This window comes from Saccharopolyspora rhizosphaerae, assembly GCF_003931915.1.
Lineage (GTDB): Bacteria > Actinomycetota > Actinomycetes > Mycobacteriales > Pseudonocardiaceae > Saccharopolyspora > Saccharopolyspora rhizosphaerae.
Window position 1 is genome coordinate 176,263 of sequence record NZ_RSAA01000017.1, and the last position, 25,144, is coordinate 201,406.

26 protein-coding genes are annotated in these 25,144 nt (G+C 70.2%); 12 read left to right on the forward strand and 14 right to left on the reverse strand.

Going from position 1 to position 25,144, the window contains the following annotated elements:
• Positions 1-156: 156 nt before the first annotated feature.
• Positions 157-1,395 (reverse strand): class I SAM-dependent RNA methyltransferase, encoded by a 1,239-nt coding sequence (locus EIL87_RS18955; RefSeq protein WP_125091896.1) that lies wholly within the window; start codon positions 1,393-1,395, stop codon positions 157-159.
• Positions 1,367-3,394, reverse strand: a complete 2,028-nt coding sequence (locus EIL87_RS18960) for an APC family permease (protein WP_125091897.1) — start codon at positions 3,392-3,394, stop codon at positions 1,367-1,369. Before EIL87_RS18960 ends, EIL87_RS18955 begins: the two co-directional genes overlap by 29 nt.
• A gap of 233 nt (positions 3,395-3,627) precedes the next feature.
• On the opposite strand from EIL87_RS18960, the gene EIL87_RS18965 reads away from it, so the two are divergent.
• The gene (locus EIL87_RS18965) at positions 3,628-4,293 is read left to right on the forward strand and encodes a potassium channel family protein (RefSeq protein ID WP_125091898.1); all 666 of its coding nucleotides are present in this window, start codon (positions 3,628-3,630) and stop codon (positions 4,291-4,293) included.
• Positions 4,293-4,958, forward strand: coding sequence for a potassium channel family protein (locus tag EIL87_RS18970; RefSeq protein ID WP_125091899.1), 666 nt, complete (start codon positions 4,293-4,295; stop codon positions 4,956-4,958). The genes EIL87_RS18965 and EIL87_RS18970 overlap by 1 nt, the downstream gene beginning before the upstream one ends.
• 387 nt (positions 4,959-5,345) lie before the next feature.
• On the opposite strand, the gene EIL87_RS18975 is transcribed toward EIL87_RS18970, so the two are convergent.
• The 4 genes from EIL87_RS18975 to dut form a co-directional block, all read right to left on the reverse strand.
• Positions 5,346-6,044, reverse strand: a complete 699-nt coding sequence (locus EIL87_RS18975) for a DUF3159 domain-containing protein (RefSeq protein WP_125091900.1) — start codon at positions 6,042-6,044, stop codon at positions 5,346-5,348.
• Positions 6,041-6,418, reverse strand: a complete 378-nt coding sequence (locus tag EIL87_RS18980; RefSeq protein ID WP_125091901.1) for an OB-fold nucleic acid binding domain-containing protein — start codon at positions 6,416-6,418, stop codon at positions 6,041-6,043. The genes EIL87_RS18975 and EIL87_RS18980 overlap by 4 nt, the downstream gene beginning before the upstream one ends.
• A gap of 178 nt (positions 6,419-6,596) precedes the next feature.
• A complete protein-coding gene (locus EIL87_RS18985; RefSeq protein ID WP_125091902.1) occupies positions 6,597-7,232 on the reverse strand; it encodes a DUF3710 domain-containing protein in 636 nt (211 codons plus the stop codon).
• Positions 7,233-7,236: 4 nt separating this feature from the next.
• Entirely contained in the window at positions 7,237-7,731 is a 495-nt protein-coding gene (gene dut, locus EIL87_RS18990; protein ID WP_125091903.1) for a dUTP diphosphatase, read from the reverse strand.
• A gap of 24 nt (positions 7,732-7,755) precedes the next feature.
• On the opposite strand from dut, the gene EIL87_RS18995 reads away from it, so the two are divergent.
• The gene (locus tag EIL87_RS18995; protein WP_125091904.1) at positions 7,756-8,265 is read left to right on the forward strand and encodes a DUF3093 domain-containing protein; all 510 of its coding nucleotides are present in this window, start codon (positions 7,756-7,758) and stop codon (positions 8,263-8,265) included.
• A gap of 127 nt (positions 8,266-8,392) precedes the next feature.
• On the opposite strand, the gene EIL87_RS19000 is transcribed toward EIL87_RS18995, so the two are convergent.
• Positions 8,393-8,692: a DUF4193 domain-containing protein gene (locus EIL87_RS19000; RefSeq protein WP_125091905.1), complete on the reverse strand. Its 300-nt coding sequence runs from the start codon at positions 8,690-8,692 to the stop codon at positions 8,393-8,395.
• Between the two features lie 482 nt (positions 8,693-9,174).
• On the opposite strand from EIL87_RS19000, the gene cei reads away from it, so the two are divergent.
• Positions 9,175-9,876 carry an envelope integrity protein Cei gene (gene cei, locus EIL87_RS19005; RefSeq protein ID WP_158628667.1) on the forward strand — a complete coding sequence of 234 codons (702 nt, stop codon included), beginning with the start codon at positions 9,175-9,177 and terminating at the stop codon, positions 9,874-9,876.
• 79 nt (positions 9,877-9,955) lie between these two features.
• On the opposite strand, the gene EIL87_RS19010 is transcribed toward cei, so the two are convergent.
• Complete coding sequence (locus tag EIL87_RS19010; RefSeq protein WP_233576368.1) at positions 9,956-10,759, reverse strand: inositol monophosphatase family protein; 804 nt, start codon at positions 10,757-10,759, stop codon at positions 9,956-9,958.
• A gap of 87 nt (positions 10,760-10,846) precedes the next feature.
• Between EIL87_RS19010 and ppgK the strand changes: the two genes are divergently transcribed.
• The 3 genes from ppgK to EIL87_RS19025 all read left to right on the forward strand — a co-directional run bounded on the left by ppgK (position 10,847) and on the right by EIL87_RS19025 (position 14,079).
• Positions 10,847-11,608 carry a polyphosphate--glucose phosphotransferase gene (gene ppgK, locus EIL87_RS19015; RefSeq protein ID WP_125091906.1) on the forward strand — a complete coding sequence of 254 codons (762 nt, stop codon included), beginning with the start codon at positions 10,847-10,849 and terminating at the stop codon, positions 11,606-11,608.
• Positions 11,609-12,028: 420 nt separating this feature from the next.
• The gene (locus EIL87_RS19020; RefSeq protein WP_125091907.1) at positions 12,029-13,411 is read left to right on the forward strand and encodes an RNA polymerase sigma factor; all 1,383 of its coding nucleotides are present in this window, start codon (positions 12,029-12,031) and stop codon (positions 13,409-13,411) included.
• A 482-nt stretch (positions 13,412-13,893) separates the two neighbouring features.
• Positions 13,894-14,079: a DUF7455 domain-containing protein gene (locus EIL87_RS19025; protein ID WP_125091908.1), complete on the forward strand. Its 186-nt coding sequence runs from the start codon at positions 13,894-13,896 to the stop codon at positions 14,077-14,079.
• A 60-nt stretch (positions 14,080-14,139) separates the two neighbouring features.
• Here EIL87_RS19025 and EIL87_RS19030 read toward each other — a convergent pair whose 3' ends face one another.
• From EIL87_RS19030 to EIL87_RS19040, 3 genes are all read right to left on the reverse strand, one after another.
• Complete coding sequence (locus tag EIL87_RS19030) at positions 14,140-15,351, reverse strand: cysteine desulfurase-like protein (RefSeq protein ID WP_125091909.1); 1,212 nt, start codon at positions 15,349-15,351, stop codon at positions 14,140-14,142.
• Positions 15,352-15,427: 76 nt separating this feature from the next.
• Positions 15,428-16,165: a hypothetical protein gene (locus tag EIL87_RS19035; RefSeq protein ID WP_125091910.1), complete on the reverse strand. Its 738-nt coding sequence runs from the start codon at positions 16,163-16,165 to the stop codon at positions 15,428-15,430.
• A 69-nt stretch (positions 16,166-16,234) separates the two neighbouring features.
• Positions 16,235-18,004, reverse strand: a complete 1,770-nt coding sequence (locus tag EIL87_RS19040) for a DEAD/DEAH box helicase (protein WP_125091911.1) — start codon at positions 18,002-18,004, stop codon at positions 16,235-16,237.
• A gap of 315 nt (positions 18,005-18,319) precedes the next feature.
• On the opposite strand from EIL87_RS19040, the gene EIL87_RS19045 reads away from it, so the two are divergent.
• On the forward strand, positions 18,320-19,381 hold the full coding sequence (locus tag EIL87_RS19045) for a YihY/virulence factor BrkB family protein (protein ID WP_233576369.1): 1,062 nt from the start codon (positions 18,320-18,322) through the stop codon (positions 19,379-19,381).
• Positions 19,382-19,408: 27 nt separating this feature from the next.
• Here EIL87_RS19045 and EIL87_RS19050 read toward each other — a convergent pair whose 3' ends face one another.
• Together EIL87_RS19050 and EIL87_RS19055 are read right to left on the reverse strand one after the other, a co-directional pair.
• The gene (locus tag EIL87_RS19050; RefSeq protein WP_125091913.1) at positions 19,409-19,657 is read right to left on the reverse strand and encodes a DUF3039 domain-containing protein; all 249 of its coding nucleotides are present in this window, start codon (positions 19,655-19,657) and stop codon (positions 19,409-19,411) included.
• Between the two features lie 81 nt (positions 19,658-19,738).
• Positions 19,739-20,065 carry a DUF3099 domain-containing protein gene (locus EIL87_RS19055; RefSeq protein ID WP_125091914.1) on the reverse strand — a complete coding sequence of 109 codons (327 nt, stop codon included), beginning with the start codon at positions 20,063-20,065 and terminating at the stop codon, positions 19,739-19,741.
• Between the two features lie 162 nt (positions 20,066-20,227).
• Between EIL87_RS19055 and EIL87_RS19060 the strand changes: the two genes are divergently transcribed.
• Positions 20,228-20,902, forward strand: a complete 675-nt coding sequence (locus EIL87_RS19060; RefSeq protein ID WP_125091915.1) for a lysophospholipid acyltransferase family protein — start codon at positions 20,228-20,230, stop codon at positions 20,900-20,902.
• Between the two features lie 71 nt (positions 20,903-20,973).
• Here the strand turns inward: EIL87_RS19060 and EIL87_RS19065 are convergent, their stop codons facing one another.
• The gene (locus EIL87_RS19065; RefSeq protein ID WP_125091916.1) at positions 20,974-21,552 is read right to left on the reverse strand and encodes an HhH-GPD-type base excision DNA repair protein; all 579 of its coding nucleotides are present in this window, start codon (positions 21,550-21,552) and stop codon (positions 20,974-20,976) included.
• Between the two features lie 281 nt (positions 21,553-21,833).
• Here EIL87_RS19065 and EIL87_RS19070 point away from each other — a divergent pair, with 281 nt between their 5' ends.
• From EIL87_RS19070 to EIL87_RS19080, 3 genes are all read left to right on the forward strand, one after another.
• Entirely contained in the window at positions 21,834-23,348 is a 1,515-nt protein-coding gene (locus tag EIL87_RS19070) for a N5-glutamine methyltransferase family protein (RefSeq protein ID WP_125091917.1), read from the forward strand.
• The gene (gene dtd, locus EIL87_RS19075) at positions 23,345-23,770 is read left to right on the forward strand and encodes a D-aminoacyl-tRNA deacylase (RefSeq protein WP_125091918.1); all 426 of its coding nucleotides are present in this window, start codon (positions 23,345-23,347) and stop codon (positions 23,768-23,770) included. Before EIL87_RS19070 ends, dtd begins: the two co-directional genes overlap by 4 nt.
• A 300-nt stretch (positions 23,771-24,070) precedes the next feature.
• The gene (locus tag EIL87_RS19080; protein ID WP_125091919.1) at positions 24,071-25,042 is read left to right on the forward strand and encodes a sigma-70 family RNA polymerase sigma factor; all 972 of its coding nucleotides are present in this window, start codon (positions 24,071-24,073) and stop codon (positions 25,040-25,042) included.
• Positions 25,043-25,144 lie beyond the last annotated feature (102 nt).

A 25,144-nucleotide genomic window follows, 5' to 3' on the forward strand; every position in this document is an offset into this window, starting at 1 on the left:
CTGTGAGCTGTTGCTCGGCCAGCCGGTAGCGAAACCGGCAGTGCGCGTTGAGTCCCACGACCACGCCGCACCGCTGGGCTCGGCCCGAGAAGCCGAAACCCGTCCGCGCGGATGGAACGCGGGCGCTTCGGCCGAGGGTGAGAACGGGGAAGCTGCTCAGCCCTCCCGCTCCAGCAGGGCGATGCACTCGACGTGGTGGGTCATGGGGAAGGCGTCGTAGGCCTCCAGCTCGACCAGGCGGTAACCGTTCTCGGCGAACAGCGAGACGTCGCGAGCCAGGGCCGCCGGATCGCAGGCGACGTGCACGACGCGGGACGGCTCACGTGCGGTGATCGCCTCGACCACCTCGCGGCCCGCGCCCTTGCGCGGCGGGTCGAGGACGACCACGTCAGGGGCCGGCACGTCCTCGTCGGCCAGGACGCGCTCCACGGTTCCGGCTCGGAAGCCCACCTGCGGCAGGTCGCGGAGGTTGGCCACCGCGTCCTCCACCGCACGCCGGGACGACTCCACCAGCAGCACCGAACCCGTCGGGCCCACCTGTTCGGCGAGGTCGGCGGCGAACAGGCCCACACCGCCGTAGAGGTCCCACGCCACGCCACGCGACGGGACCGCCGCCAGCCGGGCGACGACCTCGGTGAACGTCTCCGGGGCGGCTCGGTGCACCTGCCAGAAGCCCTGCGCGGACACCTCGAACGGGAGGCCGCGCACCGTCTCGTGCGCCACGCCGCTGCCCGCCACCTGCCGCGCCACCGCCTGCTGGTGCCCACGTCGCTGCGGCTTCTTGTCGAGCGCGGTGACGTGCAGTTCGCCCTCTCCGTCAGCGGTCACCGTCAGCTCCGCACCCGGTCGCCACCGGCGGTCGGCGACTTCCGGGACGGCGCCCTCGACGGTGATCGGGCAGTCGGCCACCGGGATGACCCGGTGGCTCCGGCTGGGCCGGAAACCCGCGTTGCCCTTGCGGTCGACGGCCAGCCGCGCGCGGGTGCGCCAGCGCAGCAGGCCGCCGGGCAGCTCGCGAACCTGAACCGGCCAGTCCAGACCCGCGATGCGCTGCAGCTGCTCGGTGACCACCGCGGACTTGAGCTCCCGCTGCGTCTCGCCGTCGACGTGCTGGAAGTCGCACCCACCGCAGCGGTCGGTGCCCAGCGCGATGTCGGCCAGCGGGCACGGCGGGGTGACCCGGCCCGGCGCGGCCTGCCGCACCTCGACGGCGTCAGCGCGGCAGAAACCGCCGCCCTTGTCCTCGGTGACCTCGGCGATCACCACTTCTCCCGGCAGCGCGTGGCGGACGAACACCACGCGTCCCTCGTACCGCGCCACGCAGTGGCCGCCGTGGGCCACCGGGCCGACCTCGACCTCCAGGCGCCTACCGGTCCAGTCCGGTTTTCCGGTCACCACTCACCTTCCCGTTGCCCCCGAGTCCTCGACGCGTCGCGCCGGGCATCGAGGTGATCCGCTGCGCTCGCACCCGTTCCGACGACGCCAGCTGCCACGGCACGCTGGTGACCATCACACCCGGTTGGAACAACAGCCTGCTCTTGAGCCGCAGCGCGCTCTGGTTGTGCAGCAGCTGCTCCCACCAGTGGCCCACGACGTACTCCGGGATGAACACCGTCACCACGTCGCGCGGGCTGTCCCGGCGGATCCGCTTCACGTACTCCAGCACCGGCCGGGTGATCTCCCGGTACGGCGATTCCAAGACCTTGAGCGGCAGCGGCAGGTTCAGCCGCTCCCACTCGGCCGTCAACGCGCGGGTGTCCTCCTCGTCGACGTTGACGGTGACGCCCTCCAGCTCGTCCGGGCGGGTCGCCCGCGCGTAGGCGATGGCCCGCATCGTCGGCAGGTGCAGCTTGGAGACCAGCACCAGCGCGTGGTTGCGGGAGGGCAGGACCGTGTCGCTCTCGTCTTCCCGCAACTCGGCGGCGACCCGGTCGTAGTGCTTGCGGATCGCCGTCATCAGCACGTACATCGCGGCCATCACGGCGATGGCGATCCAGGCGCCGTGGGTGAACTTGGTGATCAGCACGATGACCAGCACGCTGGCGGTCATCACGAGCCCGAAGGCGTTGATCGACTGCGCCCGGCGCATCCTGCGCCGCTCAGTCGGGTCGGTCTCCGAGCGCAGCAGCCGGTTCCAATGCCGGATCATGCCGCTCTGGCTGAGCACGAACGAGACGAACACGCCCACGATGTAGAGCTGAATCAGCCGCGTCACCTCGGCGTCGAAGGCGAACACGAGCACGATCGCGGCGAAGGCCAGGAAGAGGATGCCGTTGGAGTAGGCCAGCCGGTCGCCGCGGGTGTGCAGCTGGCGCGGCAGGAAGCGGTCCTGCGCCAGGACCGAGCCCAGCACCGGGAAACCGTTGAAGGCGGTGTTGGCGGCCAGCACCAGGATCAGGCCGGTGAAGAACACCAAGTACCACACGCCCGGCGGGAAGCCCACGAACACCGCACCCGCGAGCTGGGCGACCAGCGTCTTCTGCTGGTAGTCGGGCGGAGCGCCGATGAGCTGGTGCGCCGGGTCCTCCGCCACGACCGCACCGGTGGTGCTCGCGAGGAAGAGCAGGCCGAGGAACATCAGCACCGAGAACACGCCCATGAACGCCAGCGTGGTCGCGGCGTTGCGGGCCTTGGGCTTGCGGAAGGCGGGCACGCCGTTGCTGATGGCTTCGACACCGGTCAACGCGGCGCTACCGGAGGAGAACGCCCGCAAGACCAGGAACACGAAGGCCACCCCGGCGATCTGGCCCTCCTCCTCGACCAGCTGGAACCCGGCGCTCTCGGCCCGCAGGTCGGTGCCCAGGACCGCGGACTGGTAGAAGCCCCACACCATCATCCCGAGCACGCCGATGACGAACGCGTAGGTGGGGATGGCGAACAACGTCCCGGACTCGCGGATGCCCCGCAGGTTCAACGCGGTGAGCAGCACGATCGCGCCGACGGCGAAGAGCACCTTGTGCTGGGCGACGAACGGGATCACCGACCCGATGTTGGCCGCCGCCGAGGAGATGGAGACCGCGACCGTGAGGATGTAGTCGACCAGCAGGGCGCTGGCCACCACCAGTCCCCAGCGGGGACCGTGGTTGGCGGAGGTGACCTCGTAATCACCGCCTCCCGAGGGGTAGGCGCGCACGTTCTGCCGGTAGGACGCGACCACGGTGGTCATCACCAGCGCGACCACGAGACCGATCCACGGGCTCACCGTGTACGCCGAGATCCCCGCGGCCGACAGGACGAGGAGGATCTCCTCGGGCGCGTAGGCCACGCTGGAGATCGCGTCGGAGGAGAACACCGGCAGCGCGATCCGCTTGGGCAGCAGCGTGTGCGAGAGGCGGTCGCTGCGGAACGGCCGACCGACGATCAACCGCTTCGCCGCCGTTGCGAGCTTGGACACGGTGCGAGCGTAAGCCGTGGGGGCACGGCACCCGCGCACGCGGGCTTCCGAATCGCGCTCAGGTCACACCAGGGGTGGCGTGGTCATCCCCGCCACCTGTCACCCGGTACGGTGCACCAGCCCAGAGCCGGGCGGTCGCCGCGGTCCCCTGATCGCACCCGTCCGGGTACGGTCAGCGGCGACCGGACGACGTCGCCCGGAAGAGCACAACCGCGCAGCGAGGAGACAGGGTCGTGCACGTGGTGATCATGGGTTGCGGCCGGGTCGGGGCTTCCCTGGCCGCTGCCCTGCAACGGCTCGATCACACCGTGGCCGTGGTGGACAAGGACCCCCAGGCGTTCCACCGCCTGGGCAAGGACTTCCGCGGCCAGCAGGTCACCGGCAACGGCTTCGACCGCGACATCCTCGAAGAAGCGGGGATCGAGCAGGCCAGCGCCTTCGCCGCGGTGTCCAACGGGGACAACTCCAACATCGTCTCGGCCCGGGTGGCGCGGGAGACCTTCGGCGTGGCGCACGTCGTGGCGCGCATCTACGACCCCAAGCGGGCCGAGGTCTACCAGCGGCTCGGCATCCCGACGGTGGCCACCGTGCCGTGGACCACGGACCGCTTCCTGCGGATGCTGCTGCCCGAGGGCGTGGCCACCGCGTGGCGGGAACCCTCCGGCACGGTCGCGGTGCTCCAACTGCCGCTGCACGAGGGCTGGGTCGGGCACCAGGTCGCCGACGTGGAGTCGGCGACCGGCGCCCGGGTGGCGTTCATCATGCGCTTCGGCAGCGGCGTGCTGCCCGACCGCAAGACCGTGATCCAGGCCGACGACACCGTCTACGTGGCAGCGCTGTCCGGCACCGTCACCGACGTCACCGCAGCGGCCCGTCGCACACCCGAGGAGAGCGAGTGATGCGGATCGCGATCGCCGGAGCCGGCGCCGTCGGCCAGTCCATCGCCCGGGAACTGCTCGAGGGCGAGCACGAGGTGCTGCTCATCGAGCGCAGCACCGCCAACTACCACCCGAGGCTGATCCCGGGCGCCGAGTGGATGCTCGCCGACGCCTGCGAGCTGGCCTCGCTGGAGGAAGCGGGCCTGCAGTCCTGCGACGTGGTCATCGCTGCCACCGGGGACGACAAGGTCAACCTCGTCGTCTCCCTGCTGTCCAAGACGGAGTTCGCGGTGCGCCGGGTCGTCGCCCGGGTCAACGATCCGCGCAACGAGTGGCTGTTCACCGACGCCTGGGGTGTGGACGTGGCCGTCTCCACGCCGCGGATGCTGGCCGCGATGGTCGAGGAAGCCGTCAACGTCGGCGACCTCGTCCGGCTGATGACGCTGCGGCAGGGGCAGGCCAACCTCGTCGAGGTGACGTTGCCGGAGGCCACCCCGCTGGCCGGCCGTCGGGTTCGCGACCTCAAGCTGCCCGCCGACGCGGCGCTGGTGAGCATCCTGCGCGGCGGCCGGGTCATCGTGCCGCAGGCCGACGACCCGCTCGAGGCCGGCGACGAGATGCTGTTCGTCGCCACCAGCAACGTCGAGGACGAGATCAGCGCGGTCATCCACGACCAGGCGCACTGACCAGTCGCGCCAGCGACGCCTGCGTGGTGCCCACCGTGACGCCAGGGCAACAGGACAAGACCGCGTGGCGACACACCGCAGCCCCTCCAGGCCGGGAAGCCCCGGAGCAAGAGGAGCACGGTGCTGGGGAGGCGTCCACTCCAGGGCCTCTGACCAGCTAACACACGCCCGGGCGCGGAGGTTCGAACTTCGTGCGAGGTTCGAAAGGTGTCCCGGTTCCGGACATGTCCGGCGGTTGCGGACTCCGTGCGTCGCGTCCTGACGTGCGCCCGGGCGCGGCGCCGCGGCGGGCTCGCTACGAGGCCGCTCGAACCTGCGGCCGTGACGGCTCCCGCACGCACGGGGAGGAAGCGGCTTCCGCAACGCGGAGCGGGGCACGAACGGGCTTCAGCCGCTGGCGACTGCGGCTGATTCCTCGGCGACCTTCTTCGCCCTGCGGATCGCCCAGACGGTCACGACCAGTGCGATGGCGGTCAGCGGGTAGCCCATCGCGATGCGCGCGAAGGCCAGCCAGCCGGTCTGGTCGTTGTCGTAGAGCCACTGCTGCACCACGTACTTCGCGGCGAACACCGCGGCCCAGGACAGCGTGGCGATGTCGTAGGCGCGCATGGCGCGGCGCTGCTTGCGCCAGCCCATGCCCAGCCCGTTGAGCGCCGACCAGGCGACGCCGACCAGCGGCCAGCGGGCCGCCACCGACGCCAGGAACGCGCCACCGTAGATCAGGCTGGTCCAGATGCCGAGGAGGAAGAAGCCCTTGGTCTCGCCGGAGCGGTAGGCGATGAAGGAGCACACCGCCACGCCCAGCACGCCGGAGATCGCCGGTTGCAGCGGTTCCTTGCGGACCATGCGGAAGACCGCGATGGCCACGGCGACCCCGATGGAGGCCCAGATCGCCGGCATCATCGAGGTGAACGAGCTGACCACCACGAACACGACGATCGGCACAGCGGAGTACGCGAGCCCGCTGACACCGCCCATCTGCTCCAGCAGGGTCTGCTCGGAAACACCGGTCTTGCCCGCGGGCCGCCGGTCGTCGTCGGCACGCTGGGCGTTGAACCCCGCTGCCGATGCGTCGTGTTCGCTCATGCTGTGTTCTGCAACTCGTAGTAGGGGTTGTACAGCACCTTGCGACCGTCCCGAACTGCGATCCGGCCACGGGCCTTGACGATACGTCCCGGTTCGATCCCCGCGATGCGCCTGCGGCCGAGCCACACGAGAGTCACCCCTTCGGTGCCGTCGTAGAGCTCGGCTTCGAGGGTCGGCGCGGAAGTCTTGGGGCAGAGCTCGACGCTGCGCACCCGGCCGAGCACCACGGCTTCCTGCCCGCACTGGCACTCACTGGCCCGCTGCGCTCCGCTCGCTTGCGACCGGTCGGAGAGGTCCTCGGCGTCCAGCTCGGCGACATCGCTGGTCAGGCTCCGAACGAGGCGTTTCCAGTAGCCGCCTCCGGTCTTGCTCATCTAGCGCTCCTGTGCGCCTCGGGGCTCGACTACGCAGCCCGTGCACCTCCCAGCGTAACCGCACGGCAGGCCCGAACCCATGCCCGGAGGGATCAGGGACGAACCCTTCGCGAAGGCACCCGAGCAGGACGGGGTGGCAGTGCCGCGAAGGGCCTGCCACGCCTCGTCCAGGAGCGGCTCAGACCTGACCGTTCGGGGTTTCCTGCTGGGCCTGCTGGATGTGCCGCTGGATCGCCTCGGGGAGCTCGATGGGCAGCGGCGTGCGCACCGGCATCGGGTCGGACCCGCGGACCACCACGGTGTCGTCCAGGACGCCGTAGAGCAGTCGCGCGCACTCCTTGGCCGATTCGGCCGGACCGGCCGAGACCCCGCGCAGCAACCATCGCGGACCGTCGACCCCGACGAACCGCAGCGCGGCCTTCGGCGAGTCGGCGACGAGCTCCACGCCCCAGTCGCCCTGCTCGGTGTGCACGCGGGCGCCGTCCTTGCGGAGCTGTTCCGCCAGCTCGTCGCGGACCTCGTCCCACAGCCCGCCGCTGCGCGGCGCCGCGAAGGCGCTCACGGTCAGCCGTCCGACCGGGGTCACCAGGTGCACCGCGCGGACCGGACCGGCCGGGTCGACCTCGACCTGCAGCTGGCCACCCTCGGGCACGGGAACCCGCACCGACCCGAGGTCGAGGCGTTCCACCTCGGACTCGGGCGCCTCGCTCTCGTCGTAGGGCCCGCGCGCGGGAACCTGCAGCTGCTCCTCCGCGTGCTGCTCCTCGGTGAAGGGCGCGTCGCGCTTGGACTTCCCCCGGCCCCTTCTGAACATCCCCTCAGACCTCCGTCCTGTGACCGGCCTCGGTCGATCCCGACGCCGTCAGCACTTCATGACCACCTGTGGAGCCGTGGCCGCCGGACCCGCGCAACGACTCGGGCAGCTCGTCCACCTCGGTGAACACGGCGTGCTCGACCTTCTGCACGACGAGCTGGGCGATCCGGTCACCTCGTCGCAGCGACACCGGCTGCACACGATCATGGTTGATCAGGCACACCTTGATCTCACCGCGGTACCCGGAGTCGATGGTGCCGGGGGTGTTGACCACGCTGAGGCCGGTCTTGGCGGCCAGGCCGGAACGGGGGTGGACGAATCCCGCGTACCCCTCCGGCAGCGCCACGGCGACTCCGGTGCTCACGAGGGCGCGTTCACCCGGCTCGAGAACCACATCCCTGGTGGTTACCAGATCGGCGCCGGCATCCCCGGGTTTGGCGTATTCGGGAAGCGGCACGTCGGGGTCGACTCGGCTCAGCAGGACCTGCACGTTGGACACGGGCGGCGAGACTACCCTGGATGCGTGTCGGAAAGCGCAGAAGCAGCCAGCACGACCGGGGACACGCCCGGTCAGGCGACTCCGAAAGGGCAGGCGGTGTTCCGCGAGCGGCTGTACGCGTCGTGGTGGACCTGGCCGTTGCCGCTGATCGCCGCGGTCCTGATGGCCGCTCAGGTGCACATGGGCTACCCGGGTGTGCGGGCCTGGCTGCCGTACGTGGTGCTGGTCCCGCTGGCCATCGCGATCCCGCTCTGGCTGGGCAGGCTCAAGATCGAGGTCGTCGACGGCGAGCTGTGGGTCGGCGACGCCCACCTGCCGCTGAGGTTCATCGACGAGGTCGAGGTCGTCTCGCCGGCCGAGCAGCGCCGGGCCCTCGGTCCGGACCTGGACCCGGCGGCGTTCCTGGTGCACCGCTCCTGGGTGCGCACCTCGGTCCGCGTCTGGCTCGACGATCCGGACGACCCCACCCCGTACTGGGTCGTCAGCACGCGCAAGCCGGAGCAGCTCAAGGCCGTCCTGCTGCGGAAGCCCTAGCCCGGTGCTCACGCCGGGTGAGGACGTGCGCCCGGGGCCGTTCGGCACCTGCCCCGGGAAGAACACTGGGCACACGCCCCGCGTGTGCCCAGCTACTCCCCGCTTGCGTACGTCGTCGACGTGCGCCTCAGGCGGCGCAATCACGGCAGATGAACTGGCCGTTCCTGGTCTCGGCCAGCCGGCTGCGGTGATGAACGAGGAAGCAGCTCGAGCAGGTGAACTCGTCAGCCTGCTTCGGGAGCACCTTGACGGTCATCTCCTCACCGGACAGGTCCGCGCCCGGCAGTTCGAAGTTCTCCGCGATCGCCCCTTCGTCCTCGTCGACGACGCCGGATTGCGCATCGTTGCGTCGCGCCTTCAGCTCCTCCAACGAGTCCTCTGCCAAGTCCTCGGACTCGCGGCGAGGAGCGTCGTAGTCGGTCGCCATCGTGATTCACCCCTGCGTTTGTGGAGACTGCAATGGTGTGCCGCTGGTAAACGTTCCAGGACCCGGATTTGTGCCCGATGGGACAGTGATCGCGGTCTCGCCCTGCAACGCGTCTAGTTCCCCCGTGAAAGAGCGACTCGCCTCAACCCGGCACTCCGTGAGGCGCCGAGAGGGTAGCTCATAACTTCTGCGAACACGCACCAGGTCACCCGTAGGTGTGGCATTGCGCGCATTCGGCGGGCATCGTAGATCAAGATCGGTGTGATCGACCGGCTCTGCCGGGCGGCTCGTCCCGGTTGCCTCGGCGACCGCTGCGTGATCCCATGCGCTCGCGGTTTCCCGGGCGAATCGGCTTCGCGTTGATCACGGGGAGATCAAGACACGGTCGCGGCTACCGGCACCGCGCACCCCCGGTTCAGCCCCTAGTCTGATCCGGTGCGGACGGGAGCACGCGGGCCTGAGGCATCCAGGGAGGGGCGGACGTGGCAGCCGTAGGTGCAAAGTGGGGGCGGCGAGTCGGATACCGCCGGCGTCGACCACTTCCCGCGCTGGTGGTGCTGGTGGCGCTGGTCGTGCTGTCGGGCCTGCTGTGGACCCGCGTGTTCGGCTCCGTGGAGGACATCAACGCCGCGACCACCTGCAACCCGCCCGGAGCGCCGACCGCTCCGCCCGAGGTCAGCGGCCAGCCCGCGCAGGTCCCGCTGGGCACGATGCTGCACCGCGAGGCGCTGAACTCCACCACGCCGGTCCCGCCGCAGGACGTGCAGGTACGGGTGCTCAACGGCAACGGCGAGAGCAGGCAGGCGAGCATGGTCGGCGACGAGCTGGCCAGCCTGGGCTTCACCAAGGCGGGCGCGGACAACGACGCCGTCTACGTCAACTACGACCTGCAGTGCCACGGCCAGATCCGCTTCGGCGCGGCCGGGATGAGCGCCGCCCGCACGTTGAGCCTGATCGTGCCGTGCGCGCAGCTGGTGCGCGACGAGCGCGAGGACGCCGGCGTGGACCTGGCGCTGGGCGCGGACTTCGACGACATCAAGACCACCCAGGAGGCCAAGCAGATCATGCAGCAGCTGCAGAACTGGGTGCCGCAGCGCGACGAGCAGGAGGGCGCGCAGCAAGAGGTGACGCCGCCGCGGATCAGCGAGGAGCTGCTCAGCAAGGCCCGCGACGTGCACTGCTGATAACGATTCGTCGGAGAGAGCGCAACGGCTCCTCATCGATGTCGTGGCGGGAACCCGGCGGGTTCCCGCCACGTTCGCCTCAGACCTCGCCCGCGCCCGCGGCGCGCAGCGCGTCGAGGAGACCGTCCGCGATTCCCGGGGTGGCGCACACCAGCATCTCGTCGCCGAGCCCGTCCGCGGAGCCCTTCTCCGGCAGCCGGAGCCGCGCGCCCGCTTCTTGCGCGATCAGCGCTCCCGCCGCCCAGTCCCAGCGGTTGAGGCCGACCTCGTAGGTCGCGTCCAGCCAGCCCGCGGCCACCGCGCACAGGTCGAGCGAGGCAGCGCCGGTGCGGCGGATGTCGCGCACCTGGCCGAGCAGGTCACCGACCACCCGCGCCTGGGCGGTCCGCCGATCGACCCCGTAGGAGAAACCGGTGCCCACCAGGGCCAGGTCGAGCCGGTCGGAGCTGGAGACGCGGAGCGGACGGCCGTTGAGGAACGCGCCGTGCCCGACCGCGGCACTCCACACCCGGCCGGAGACGGGTTCGACGACGGCGCCGGCGACGGAGCGCCCGTCGAGCTGCGCGGCCAGCGAGACCGCGTAGGACGGGAAGCCGTAGAGGTAGTTCACCGTCCCGTCGATGGGGTCGACGACCCAGCGCAGACCCTCCAGCGCGCCCCCGCCGCCTTCTTCCTCACCGAGCACGGGTTCCCCGGGGCGGAGTTCGGCGAGCCGCTCGCGCACCAGGCGCTCGACGGCCCGATCGCCTGTCGTGACCACGTCGGTCTCGGTGCTCTTGGTGTCGACACCGTCGGTCACCGCCTCATCACGCACGGTGCGCGCGAGGTCGGCGGCTTCCCGCGCGACCCCCGCCGCGACCTCGGACAAGGCGGTTGCGTCCACTTCTTCTGCCAATCCCACGCAGACATCGCAACACAACCCCGTTAAGGTCTCCACACCTTGGTCTGAATCGAATAGGAAGGATCAGCCATGGCGACAGCCCGCGGGTTCGGCGTGGATATCGGCGGATCCGGCATCAAGGGATCGCCGGTCGACATCGATGCCGGAGTGCTGGCCGAGGAGCGCATGCGCATCCCGACGCCGCAACCCTCGACCCCGGACGCGATTGCCGATTCCGTGGCCGAGATCGTCGAGAAGTTCGCCTGGGACGGCCCGGTCGGTGTCACGCTCCCCTGCGTCATCAAGGACGGCATCGCGCTGACGGCCGCCAACATCGACAAGGGCTGGATCGGTACCGATGCCCAGTCGTTGTTCGCCGAGCGGCTTGGACGGGACCGCGAGGAGATCGTCGTGCTCAACGACGCCGACGCGGCCGGTGTCGCGGAGATGAAGGTGGGCGCAGGCGTCGGGCACCAGGGGCAGGTCGTGGTGCTGACCTTCGGCACCGGGATCGGCAGCGCGATGTTCATCGACGGCAAGCTCGTCCCCAGCACCGAGTTCGGCCACATCGAGGTCGACGGCCACGACGCCGAGTCGCAGGCGGCCGCGTCGATCAAGGACGACCTCGAGCTCTCCTACGAGGAGTGGGCACCGCGGGTCACCCGCTACATCCAGTCCTTGGAGAAGTTCATCTGGCCGGACCTGATCATCGCCGGAGGCGGTGTCAGCCGTAAGGGTCACAAGTGGATCCCGCTGCTGGAGACCCGCACTCCCGTGGTGGCCGCGGCCCTGCGCAACGACGCCGGCATCGTCGGCGCCGCGATGGCCGCCGCGAGCAGCGAGAAGTGCTGATCGGAGCGCTGCCCGGCACAGGGGCGACCGCGTGCCGGCCCCGCTTCGACGGGACGCGGACGGGTGCTCCGACGGGGTGCCCGGCGCTGCTCACCACGAGCCCGTGGAACCGTGCCTAGCACACCCGGGGAGCCGCGGACTCCGCCTTGCAGCGGAACCACACCCCCGCATCGCAGTTACAATGGAACGCGACCCACTTGGTTCGAAGTTCTTTTGGCTGGTGACGCCGGTGCACCTGCCCGCTGGTGCGAACTGGCACCGACGGAGGGAACCGGTGCGGTAGCAACCGCCCACCCCGGTGTTCCGAGGTGATCGTTCCCCAGCCAGGACGCCGAATCCGGTGGGCTGTTCCCCGACCTTTGGCGGCCGAGGTTTCGCGCCCTCCGGCCAGCCCTGATCGACCGTCGCGAAAGGGCGTACGTGGCAGCCGCAGAAACCGCAACCCGACGCTCCAGCACCGCCGCAACCGCCGGCGGCGCCCAAGCCGAGTCGGGCCAGTCCCAGGCCACCCCAGCTTCGGAGGCGGCTGCTTCGTCTGACGTCGAGCAGACGAAGCCTGCCGCGCGCAAGAGCACCGCCAAGAGCTCCACGGGTGCTAAGTCGACGACCCGCAAGCCCGCGGCCAAGAAGGGCGCCGCCAAGACCACGGCGAAGAAGACGACCAAGTCGGCTTCCGCCAAGGCCAACGGCGAGGGCATGGAGATCGACGAACCGATCGAGACCGACCTGACCTCCCCCGAGGTCGGCGATCTCGCCGACGTCGAGGTGGAGATCCCCGAGGAGCCGGTTCCGGACGAGGACTCCAAGGAGTCCGGTGACTTCGTCTGGGACGAGGAGGAGTCCGAGGCGCTCCGGCAGGCGCGCAAGGACGCCGAGCTGACCGCGTCCGCGGACTCGGTGCGCGCCTACCTCAAGCAGATCGGCAAGGTCGCTCTGCTCAACGCCGAGGAAGAGGTCGAGCTGGCCAAGCGCATCGAGGCCGGCCTCTACGGCGCCGAGCGCCTGCGCCAGATCGAGGAGTCCGGCGAGCAGCTGACCACGCAGATGCGGCGCGACCTGCGCTGGATCGTGCGTGACGGCGAGCGCGCCAAGAACCACCTCCTCGAGGCCAACCTCCGCCTGGTCGTCAGCCTCGCCAAGCGCTACACGGGCCGCGGCATGGCGTTCCTGGACCTGATCCAGGAGGGCAACCTCGGTCTGATCCGCGCGGTCGAGAAGTTCGACTACACCAAGGGCTACAAGTTCTCGACCTACGCGACCTGGTGGATCCGGCAGGCCATCACGCGTGCGATGGCGGACCAGGCGCGGACCATCCGCATCCCGGTGCACATGGTCGAGGTCATCAACAAGCTCGGCCGCATCCAGCGCGAGCTGCTGCAGGACCTCGGTCGCGAGCCCACGCCGGAAGAGCTCGCCAAGGAAATGGACATCACCCCGGAGAAGGTGCTGGAGATCCAGCAGTACGCCCGGGAGCCCATTTCGCTCGACCAGACCATCGGCGACGAGGGCGACAGCCAGCTCGGTGACTTCATCGAGGACTCCGAGGCGGTCGTCGCGGTCGACGCGGTGTCGTTCACGCTGCTGCAGGACCAGCTGCAGTCGGTGCTGGCGACGCTGTCCGAGCGCGAGGCGGGCGTGGTCCGGCTGCGCTTCGGCCTCACCGACGGCCAGCCGCGCACGCTGGACGAGATCGGCCAGGTCTACGGGGTGACCCGGGAGCGGATCCGGCAGATCGAGTCCAAGACGATGTCGAAGCTTCGCCACCCGTCGCGGTCCCAGGTCCTGCGGGACTACCTGGACTGACCGGAGAATTCCGAGGAGGGCCGCCGATCCGCGAGATCGGCGGCCCTTCTCGTGCGTCCACTTCGGCCGGATCGCCTGTTCGGAAAGTGCGTTCTGACCGGTTTCACGTCCGAGGATTGAGAATTCGCTGTTCGCTTCCAGAAGAATGCGAACGCTCACAGATCGTCACAATTGTGATCCACGGCACTGGTCCAACCCTTGACGCGCTTTTCCATTTGCCCAGCTAGATCCACCGATCTTCGCATCGTTCCAGGTCAGCGGGCCAGCACCGATGTTGATCACTCTCCGCGCACATCGCTGCTGCAACCGGGTACTTCATGGTGACGGGCGTCGCTCGCCCGCGCGGGAACACTGACTCCGCCCCAAAAGTTTGGAAGAGTAGGACCAACGAGCACCGACCCTGCAGCCAGTAGGACACCGGTGGTCGTAGCCGGATCGAGGGCGTCGGGTGGAAACCGACGCCGGGACGGAGGGAGATACTGATGCCGGGAACGCTCACCCGCCCCGAGCTGACCGCCGCCGACCGCTGCGACCGCTGCGGGGCCGCTGCCAAGCTTCGCGCCGTACTGCCGTCCGGTGGCGAGCTTCTGTTCTGCGGGCACCACGCCCGCGCTTACGAGGCCGGGCTCCGCGACGTGGAGGCTGACCTGCAGAAGGACGAGCAGTGACAGCCTGATCAGCTAGGTCACCGGGCCCCCGCAGCAACCGCTGCGGGGGCCCGGTGCGTGTCAGCCGCTGATCTCGTCCAGCGCGGTCAGCAGGCGGTCGACCTCCTCGGCGGTCGAGTAGTGCGACAGGCTCGCGCGCACGCCGCCCTCGGGACCGACGCCCAGCGCGTGGACGAGCTCCCAGGCGTAGGAGTGCCCGGCCGAGACGTTGAGGCCACGCTCCGACAGCGCCGCTGAGACCTCCGCGGGGGCCTTGCCGGGGACGGTGAAGAAGGCCGTGGGCGTGGTGGGGCTCTGCGGGGCGCCGTGGCGGCGCACGCCGGCCAGCGCGGCCAGTCCGTCGAAGAGGCGGTTCGCCAGCTGCTCCTCGTGCGCGATGACGGCCTTGCGGGAGACGGCGAGCCGGTCGGCGCGGCTGCCGGTGGCGTCGGTGTCCAGCCCGGCGAGGTGGTCGACGGCGGCGACGGCGCCGACCATCGCGGCGAACGGGTTGGTGCCCAGCTCGAAGCGCTCCGGGGCGGTGTCCGGTGAAGGCTTGAGCTTGTCCGGGTGGAGGTTCTCCAGGCTCCACGGGTCCGCGGCGACCACGGCGGCGAGGTGCGGCCCGGCCCACTTGTAGGCGCTGGTGGCGTAGAAGTCCGCGCCGAGCTCCCCGACCCGCACGTGCGCGTGCGGGCAGTGCTGGACGCCGTCGACGTAGGACAGGGCCCCGACCTCGCGGGCCCGGTCGGTGATGGGCTTCAGGTCCGGCATGACGCCCAGCAGGTTGGACGCAGCGGTGACGGCGACCAGCTTGGTGCGGTCACCGATCAGCCCGACGACGCTCTCGACCGGCAGGTCCCCGGTGGCCGGGTCGATCTCGGCGGTGCGCACGGTCGCGCCGGCCCGCTGCGCGAGCTGCACCCAGGGCCGCATGTTGGCGTCGTGGTCCAGGTTCGTCACGACGATCTCGTCACCCGGGTTCCAGCCGTGGGCCAGAACACCGGCGAACCGGTAGGTCAGGGCGGTCATGCTGGGTCCGAACGCCACGCACGCCGGATCGGGGGCGCCCACCAGGTCGGCCACCGCCGCGCGGGCCTCGGCGACGATCCCGGACGACCGGCGGCTCGATGCGTACGGCCCGCCCACGTTCGACAGCCCCGCGCGGTAGGCGTCGCTGATCGCCTCGATCACGGTCTCCGGCACCTGCGTGCCGGCCGCGCCGTCCAGCCAAGCGCGCCCGTCCCCCAACGCCGGGTACTGCGCCCGGACCTTCTCCACGTCGAATCCCATGCCGCGACCCTAGAAGACCGAACGGCGGCGAGATCATCGCCCTCAGGCCCTGGTCCGCGGTGGTGCACGAGGCCCACTACGCGGAGGCGGCCTCCGGGGCCTCGGCGGGTGCCGGGGAGAAGGCTTCGTCGGTGACGTCCCGGACCAGTTCGACGACGCTGGGTCCGTAGCTCTCGGACTCGATCACGCGCAGCAGCACGCAGAATCGCCCACGGACACCGTGCGCCTTCCTGAGCGCCCGGTACTCCGAGTCGAGGTAGCGTGCAGCGGCGCGGTTGGCGATCGAGGTCTGACCGCAGATGGCGAAAGCGGGTTTGTCCCGCCTGTTCCGGACGATCTTGGCCAGCAGGGCGTGCTCGACGCGGCGGGTGTGCGAGGGGTAGCTCTCCCCGCCGACGCTGATCGCCGTGCGCTCCTCCGGTCCGCCGATGCGCACGCCGGGCAGCACCGACCTCAGGTGCGCTTCGGTCCGCCGGTTGGCCACCGGACCGCCGATGCAGAACTCGGGCTTGTCGGCCAGCCCCTGGTAGACCTGGTCGTGGAAGATCACTTCCGGCTTCGCCCCGCACTCGCCCAGGATCGACGCGAGGTCGAGCATCGCGGCGGCGTCGTTGCGGTGGACGCTGCGCTCGTTGTCGGCAGACACCATCCGCGGCACGACGAGCAGGCACTCGCCCCCGCTGCTCGGGCCGAAGAAGGCCTGCTTGCGCCGCAACCTCCGGAGTCGCAGCACACGACCGGACGCCCAGACCACCGAGCCGGTGATCACGCTGGCGATGATGTTGAGCCCGATGTTCCACGCGTCGCCGGTCACAGCCCCGCTCCAAGATCGTCACTCTGGCGGGTGACAGGTTAGCCGGGCAACGGCCCGCGCATCAGGCGTTCACCACGAACGCAGGGTGGCGATCCGCTCCTCGAGCTGCTCGACCGTGGCCATCGCCGTGGGCGGGCCTCCGCAGACCTTCTGCAGTTCGTTGTAGATCTTGCCGTGCGGTTTGCGGGTGCGGTGGTGGTGCAGCGAGACGAGCGTGTTGAGCTCCTTGCGCAGCTTCTGCAGCCGCTCCTGCACGCTCTGCGGACGCGCTTGCTGCTGGGCCTGCTCGGCGGCCTTGGCCGCCTTCGCCTCGGCCTCGCGCTTGCCGACGTCCTCCAGCTGCTGCGACTGCCGCTGCCGCAGCAGCGCCTTCACCTGGTCCGGTTCGAGCAGGCCCGGCAGGCCGATGTAGTCCTGCTCCTCCTCGGTGGTGCTGAACGCGGCGGTGCCGAACGACGAGCCGTCGTAGATCACCTGGTCCAGCTCGGCTTCGGCGCCGAGCGAGGTGAACGCCTTCTCCTCCTCGCCCGGTTCGTCGCGCTGGGTGTTGGCGGCCGCGACGAGCTCGTCGTCCCACCCGTCCTTCTCCCGGTGCGGCTTACCCAGCACGTGGTCGCGCTGGGCCTCCAGCTGGCTGGCCAGCTCCAGCAGCACCGGGACGCTGGGCAGGAAGATGCTGGCCGTCTCCCCCGGTCTCCGCGACCGCACGAAACGGCCGATGGCCTGGGCGAAGAACAGCGGGGTGGAAGCGCTCGTGGCGTAGACGCCGACGGCCAGGCGCGGCACGTCGACGCCCTCCGAGACCATCCTGACCGCGACCATCCACTTGTCGTCGGACTCGGCGAAGTCGCCGATCCGCGAGGAGGCCTGCGGGTCGTCGGAGAGCACCACGACCGGCTCCGACCCGGTGATCTGGTGCAGCGCCTTGGCGTAGGCCTTGGCCGACGGGTGGTCGGAGGCGATCACCAGGCCGCCGGCGTCCGGGACGCCGCCCTGGCGCAGCTGCTCCAGCCGCGTGTCAGCGGCCTTGAGGACGGTCGGGATCCACTCCCCCGCCGGGTCCAGGGCGGTCCGCCACGCGCGGGCGGTCTGCTCGGCGGTCAGCGGCTCGCCGAGCCGCGCGCTGAACTCGTCGCCTGCGTTGGTGCGCCAGCGCGCCTCGCCCGAGTAGGCCAGGAACAGCACCGGCCGCACGACGCCGTCGGCGAGCGCGTCGGAGTAGCCGTAGGAGTGGTCGGCGCGGCTGCGCATCGACCCGTCGGCGTCAGGTTCGTAGTTGATGAACGGGATCGGCGAGTCATCGCTGCGGAACGGCGTACCGGTCAGCGACAACCGCCGCACGGCCGGGGTGAAGGCCTCGCGGATCGCGTCCCCCCACGACTTCGCGTCACCGGCGTGGTGCACCTCGTCCAGGATCACCAAGGTCTTGCGGCGTTCGGTGCGCACCCGGTGCAGGTTCGGGTGGGCCGCGACCTGCGCGTAGGTGAGCACCACCCCGCGGTAGTCGCTGGAGGTGATGCCGTCGGCGTTGCGGAAGTGGGAGTCCAGCGGGATGCCGGCACCGCCCGCGGCCAGCGCCCACTGGTGCTTGAGGTGTTCGGTCGGGGCGACGACGGTGACCTGCTCGACGGTCCGGTCGGCCAGCAGCTCGGCCGCCACCCGCAGGCCGAAGGTCGTCTTGCCCGCGCCCGGCGTCGCGACCGCCAGGAAGTCCTTCGGCTGGTTGGCCAGGTACTTGGTCAGAGCTCGGCGCTGCCAGGCTCGGAGTGGCCGGGACGGTGCCTGCGAGGGGTCGCTCAGAACAGATCGGACGGAATAGTCGAGTTGCGCTTCGGACACGCTGGCTCGCCGCTCCCTTCCTCGTTTCCCCAGACCGGGTGGTGCGGGTTCATCGGCCCCTACCGCCACGCTTCCCAGGAGCGACCGGAACTGGATCAACCAGCACCGATCAACTCGTCGCGGGCCGCCGTGCAGCTTACCTCCGCGCTCCGACCGAGACCGGTTCGGCCGATCGAGATGGTTCCGACACTCCCGTTTCAACACCTCGACGCCTGCGCGCCGGAAGCATGCAGCATCCTTGTAGGCGAGATGGGTTCACCAGCTTCGCCAGACAGTCGGGGGCGCAGCGCGACCGCAGCGAGGGACGAGGTCCCGGTGCGCCGCGGTCCCCTGCGCTTGATCGCGCGCACCCTGGACAAGGCGTGGTGGGACAACATCTTCTCGGAATCGGCGGCCGCCGCGTTCTGGCAGACGATGTCGTTGCCGCCGCTGCTGCTGGGCCTGCTGGGCAGCCTGGGCTACCTCGGTGACTGGTTCGGCCCGGAGATCGTCGACGCGGTGCACGACAAGATCCTGGCGTTCTGCCGGACGGTGTTCACCAGCGGTGTCGTGGACCAGATCATCGGCCCCACGGTCGGCGACATCCTGACCAAGGGCCGCAGCGAAATCGCCTCGATGGGCTTCCTGCTGTCGCTGTGGGCCGGTTCCTCGGCGCTGGCGTCGCTGGTCGACTCGATCACCCAGGCCTACGACCAGTACCTGGTGCGCAACAGCGTGTGGCAGCGGATCGTGGCGCTGCTGCTGTACTTGGTGGGCCTGGTGCTGGCGATCGTCGGGCTGCCGGTGATCGCGCTCGGGCCGGAGTGGTTGCCGACGGTCTTCCCGCAGTCCCTGCAGGACGACGTGACCTGGCTGATCCACGTCGTCTACTACCCGGCGACGGCCGCCGGGCTGGTGATCGCGCTCGCGACGCTCTACAGCGTGGCGCTGCCGCGCAAGCTGCCCTGGCACCGGGGCGTGCCGGGCGCGCTGCTGGCGATGGTGCTGTTCCTGGTGTCCAGCTACGGGCTGCGGGTCTACATCACCTGGATCACCAGCACCGGCTACACCTACGGCGCGCTGGCGACCCCGATCGCGTTCCTGCTGTTCGCGTTCTTCATCGGCTTCGCGATCATCATGGGCGCCGAGTTCAACAACGCGATCCAGGAGATGTGGCCGGCGAAGATGACCCGCCGGGAGCGCCGCCGCTGGCGCCGCCTGGAGATGCGGCGGCTGGCGCAGCGGATGCACACCGAGGACGGCTACCGGGCCTGGCGCGAGGACAACGCGGCCGCACCGGAGCACGAGCCGGAACCTCCGGGACCGAGTCCCAGGCCGCACACCAACGGTGAGCCCGTGCCGTTCAAACAGGCCGGTCAACCCGAACCGCGCGGCTGACCCGCGGCGGTTCGGGGGACACCCGTCTCACTCGTCGCCGCCCGGGGGGAGGTTCTCGAAGACCTCCTTGCAGTCCGGGCAGACCGGCGAGCCCGGCTTGGCGGACTTGGTCACCGGGAAGACCTCGCCGCACAGGGCCACCACGTAGGTGCCCATGACCGCGCTCTCGGCGATCTTGTCCTTCTGCACGTAGTGGAAGACCTCAGGACGATCATCGCTGGTCTGATCAGCGGTCTCGTTCCGGGTGTCGGTTTCCGGCAGCGTCATCGTGCTCATGCCCCAATGATGCCGCACGCCGCACGCGTCTGTCCGCAGCGGCTGTGCTGCCGCCGCGGCGGGCGCGCGCGAAAGCGGTGGTCAGGCGCCTTCGATGACTTGGTGGCCTGGGGATTCGATGCTGCGGTGCGAGCGGCGGAACCGGCTGACGTGCTCGGTCTTGCGCGCGGGTCGGTCGTTCGCGATCAGCACGGCCATCCACGGCAACGGGATGGAGATCGCCAGGATGATCAGCGACAGCCACCAGAGCTGCCACACCTGGAACACGACCACCGCCCCGACGAGGCACGGGATGCGGCTGGCCATCATGAGCGCGTACCTGCGGCGACGCATCGCCTGCTGATCGTCCATCGACGGCTGGGCCTCGGTGATCAGCACCGGGGAGTCGTCACGATGTGGTGTGTTCACGACGCCACCTCCGATTCCATGCTCCCACCCGCGCGAGCTGCTCGACACCCCCGGGGCGGCCCGATTGCCCTCTCCCGGTTGACCCGCACGACCCGCCCTTGAAACGTGGTGGGGTTAGATTCGGGAGGGGAGTGACGACGACGGCGCGGGAGAGGCTGAAGAATGCTGTACACGGTGAGCAAACGGGTCTTGGGCGCAGTGGCGCGATCCGTCTACCGACCGGAGGTCATCGGTGCGGAGAAGGTGCCCACGGCGGGCCCGGTGATCCTCGCGCCGAACCACCTCGCCGTGCTGGACAGCTTCATCGTCCCGCTGGTGGTGCCGCGGCCGGTGGCGTTCCTGGCCAAGGCCGAGTACTTCCAGGGCAGCGGCCTCAAGGGCGGGCTCACCAAGTGGCTGTTCTCCTCGCTGGGCGCCATCCCGGTCGAGCGGGGGCGCGGCCGGGCCGCCATGGAGGCGATCGGCGCGGCCGAGCAGGTGCTGCGCGACGGCGGCGCGTTCGGCATCCACCCGGAGGGCACGCGCTCTCCCGACGGGCGCCTGTACCGGGGACGCACCGGCGTCGCCCGCCTCACCTTGAGCACCGGCGCCCCGGTCGTCCCGGTGGCGCTGACCGGGACCGACAAGCTCCAGCCGCGTGGCACAAAGATCCCCCGACCCGCCCCGGTCACCGTCCACTTCGGCGATCCGCTGGACTTCTCCCGCTACGCGGGCATGGACGCCTCGCTGCCCGTGCTGCGCTCGATCACCGACGAGATCATGTACGCGATCGCCGAGCTCTCCGACCAGGAGTACGTCGACAAGTACCAGAAGCCGGGCGCCGCAGCGGCAGCCTGACCTCGCACGTCCTCCGGCCGTCCTCGCCCAGCGGGGACGGCCGGTCGCGTTCGCTCCCGAGCCGGTCCGCGCTACTTCCCGGCCTTGGCGGCGGCCTTCTGGGCCTTCTTGAACGAGCGGACCTCGTGCAGGCTCTGCTCGTCGACGACGTCGGCGATGGACCTCCGGGCGCCTTCCTCGCCGTAGGCTCCTGCCGATTCGCGCCAGCCCTCCGGCTGGACACCGCGCTGCTTGCCGAGCAGGGCGAGGAAGATGCGGGCCTTCTGGTCGCCGTAGCCGGGCAGCGCCTTGAGCCGCTTGAGGACCTCCTTGCCGTCCGGGTCCCCGTCGGTCCAGATCCGCTCGGTCCGGCCGTCGTAGTGCTCGACGACGTGCTGGGCGAGGGCCTGGACCCGCTTGGCCATCGAGCCGCCGTAGCGGTGGATCGCGGGCTTCTGGACGCAGAGCTCGACGAACTCCTCCGGGTCGCACTCGGCGATCTTGGTGACGTCGAACCCGCCCATCCTGCCGGCGATCTTCTGCGGACCGGCGAAGGCCAGTTCCATCGCCACCTGCTGGTCGAGCAACATCCCGGTGAGCAGGGCGAACGAGTCCTCGGAGAGCAGCTTGTCGGCGTCGGCGTCGCCGGTGAGGTGGAGCGTCTTCGACATGCACCCATCCTGGCACGCGCGGCCGTCCACTTCGCCCCGAAGGGCGTCGCCCACCCGCGCTTCGCCGCAGTTCCGTGCTGTGTTCTCCGCGCGTGCGCAGGAGGCGTGACCGCGACCAACCCGCGCCGACTCGGCTCGCCGTGCACAGGACAGGACGGAAGGACGGAGTGGTCGAGGCCGAGGTGGCCGAGAACTCCGCAGGTCGAGCAACACCACGCGCACCGAGCCGCACCGACGAGTGAGCGGATGCGGCGTTCACTGGGCGTGTGAGGATTCAGGGCGTGATTCCAGACCTGTCCCCTGACCGCATCGACCGACTGCGCGACGCCTTCCGCGCCTCCTCCTACGACGCCGACGGCGTCCTGAACCTGCTCGGCCACTCCGCGCACGCCGCGCTCGGCCGCGGCGAGCCGGTACCCGCGCTGCGCGCCACCGAGGGCGCCGGGCCACTGGGCACCCTGGTCCGGCTTTTCCTGCTGGGCAGGCCCGAGAAGCGGGCCGACGTGCAGGCCGCGCTGGGCTCGCTGAGCACCGACGAGGCGCTGGCCGCCGGCATCCTGGCCGCCGACGGCGACCTGCTGCGCGCGGGCCTGGACATCCGCCCCCACGGCGAGGGCGAGCACTCCTGGTGGGTCGTGTCGGACCTGGACTCCGACCTGCGCGGCGGTCGTCCCGTCGACCCCGACCACGTGCTCGGCGTCGGGCACGCATCCCTGAGCCTGGTGCGGGCGACCACCCGGCGGCCGGTCGGCTCGGTGCTCGACCTCGGCACCGGGTGCGGTGTGCAGGCGCTGCACGCGAGCACGCACGCGCAGAGCACCACCGTCACCGACGTCTCGAAGCGCTCCCTCGCGCTGGCCGAGGCGACCTTCCGGCTCAACGGCGTCGAGGCCGAGCTCGCCGAGGGCGAGTGGTTCGACCCGGTCCGGGGCCGCAAGTTCGACCTGGTGGTCTGCAACCCGCCGTTCGTGGTGGGGCCTCCGCGCACCGACTTCACCTACCGCGACTCCGGCCTGGCCGGGGACGACGCGAGCGCGCTGGTGGTGCGCCAGCTGCCGGCGTTCCTCAACGAGGGCGGCACCGGGCAGCTGCTGGCCTCGTGGGTGCACCGCGAAGGCGAGGACTGGGAGGACCGCGTCACCTCCTGGCTGCCTCCGGGCGCCGGGGTGGACGCCTGGTTCGTGCAGCGCGACGTCGCCGACCCGGACCTCTACGTGGGCACCTGGCTGCGCGACGCCGGTTACGACCTGCGCTCCGAGCAGGGCATGCGCAAGGCCGCCGAGTGGCTGGACTGGTTCGCGGAGAACGACGTGATCGGCATCGGCTTCGGCTTCGTCACCCTCCGGCGCACCGACGGGCCCTCCGAGGTGGTCTGCGAGGACCTGCGTCACGCCTTCGACGACCCCCTGGGCCCGGAGTCCGACGCCTGGCTGCGCCGGGTCGACTGGCTGCGCGCCCACGAGTCGGACGAGGACCTGATGTCCGCTCGGCTTGTGACCGCCGACAGCACCGTGCTGGAGCAGGTCTCCCAGCCCGGGGACGAGGGCTGGGAACCACTCGTGCACCGCCTGCACCGCACTGACGGGCCGGGCTGGCAGCACGAGATCGACGAGCTCGGGGTCCGGCTGCTGGCGGGCTTCCGCGGTGCGCTGCCGCTGGAGGAGCTGCTCGAACTGCTCGCGCTGGGCTACGGCGAGGAAGTGGAGGAGTTGACCTCCGCCGCGATTCCGGTGGTGCGCGAACTCATCCGGCACGGAATGGTCGTCCCGGCCGAATGGCGAGGTGCCGATCGATGAGAGCAATCGTCACGCGGGTCACTCGCGCCTCGGTGAGCGTCGAGGGCGAAGTCGTCGGCAAGATCGATGAACCGGGGCTGTTGGTGCTATTGGGTGTGACCCATTCCGACGGTCGTGAAGAAGTCGCGAGAATGGCGCGCAAACTGCATGAGATTCGCGCGCTGCGGGACGAGGAGTCCTGCGCCACTGCCGGGGCACCGCTGCTGGTGGTCAGCCAGTTCACCCTCTACGGATCGACCACGAAGGGACGGCGTCCCTCGTGGACCGAGGCGGCCCGCCCCGAGCAGGCCGAACCGCTGGTGGAAGAGGTCGTGGCGACCCTCCGCGAGCGGGGCGCGCGAGTGTCGACCGGGGTGTTCGGCGCGATGATGGCGGTCGAAAGCGTGAACGACGGGCCATTCACACTATTGGTTGACGTGTAAATGTAACGGGAGCTCTCAGGAAATCCTCAGGCTCAGGGCGCAACGGATGTGACGGCCGCGACGTCTTCGATTCGAGAACATCGGGAACGAATTCGCCGCGCCCGTCGTTTTCCAGGTAACGATGCTTCGACGGCCATGCCGACGGCGGTGCCCGACCACCCACGGGCGACCCCTCGACATCCGGAGGAGAACGTCGACGCGGAAGCCCCGGTAATCCCGAGCGTACGCGTCTTCTGCACCGCGCACCGATGCGCAGGTGTGACATGCGCCCTGCTAGCCAGCCCGCCAGGGAGGGAGCTCATGACCGTCCCGCAGACCACCAAGCCTGACGTCGCCGTCGCCGAAGAACTCGACACCCAGGGTCCATCGGCTGACCTGGTGCGCGTCTACCTCAACGGCATCGGGCGCACCGCGCTGCTCACCGCGCAGGAAGAGGTCGACCTCGCCAAGCGGATCGAGGCCGGAGTTTTCGCCAAGCACTTGCTGGAGACCAGCAAGAACCTCTCCCCCGAGCGGCGTTCGGACCTCAATGCCGTGGTGCGGGATGGTCGGCGCGCGAAGAACCACCTGATGGAGGCCAACCTCCGTCTGGTCGTCAGCCTCGCCAAGCGCTACACGGGCCGCGGTATGCCGCTGCTGGACCTGATCCAGGAGGGCAACCTGGGCCTGATCCGCGCGGTGGAGAAGTTCGACTACACCAAGGGCTTCAAGTTCTCGACCTACGCGACCTGGTGGATCCGGCAGGCCATCACCCGAGGCATGGCCGACCAGAGCCGCACCATCCGGCTCCCCGTCCACCTCGTCGAGCAGGTCAACAAGCTGGCCCGCATCAAGCGCGACCTGCACCAGAAGCTGGGGCGCGAGGCCACCGACGAGGAGCTCTCCGAGGAGGCCGGCATCCCGGTCGAGAAGATCCTCGACCTGATGGACCACTCGCGTGACCCGGTGAGCCTGGACATGCCGGTGGGTGCCGAGGAGGACGCCCCGCTGGGCGACTTCATCGAGGACGCCGAGTCCGCTGACGCGGAGAACGCGGTGATCTCCGGCTTCCTGCAGGACGACCTGCGCCGGGTGCTGTCGACGCTGGAGGAGCGCGAGCAGGCGGTCATCCGGATGCGCTACGGCCTGGAAGACGGCCAGCCGCGCACCCTGGACCAGATCGGCAAGGCCTTCGGACTGTCCCGCGAGCGCGTCCGCCAGATCGAGCGCGAGGTCATGTCCAAGCTCCGCCAGGGCGACCGCGCCGACCGGCTCCGCGCCTACGCCAGCTGAACCGGCTGCGCCCCTCCTCCACGCGAGGCGGGGCGCAGCCGGGACTGGTGTGACGTGTGAGGAATGCCAGGTCCGCGCAGAACCCGCCTCACGTGACACCCG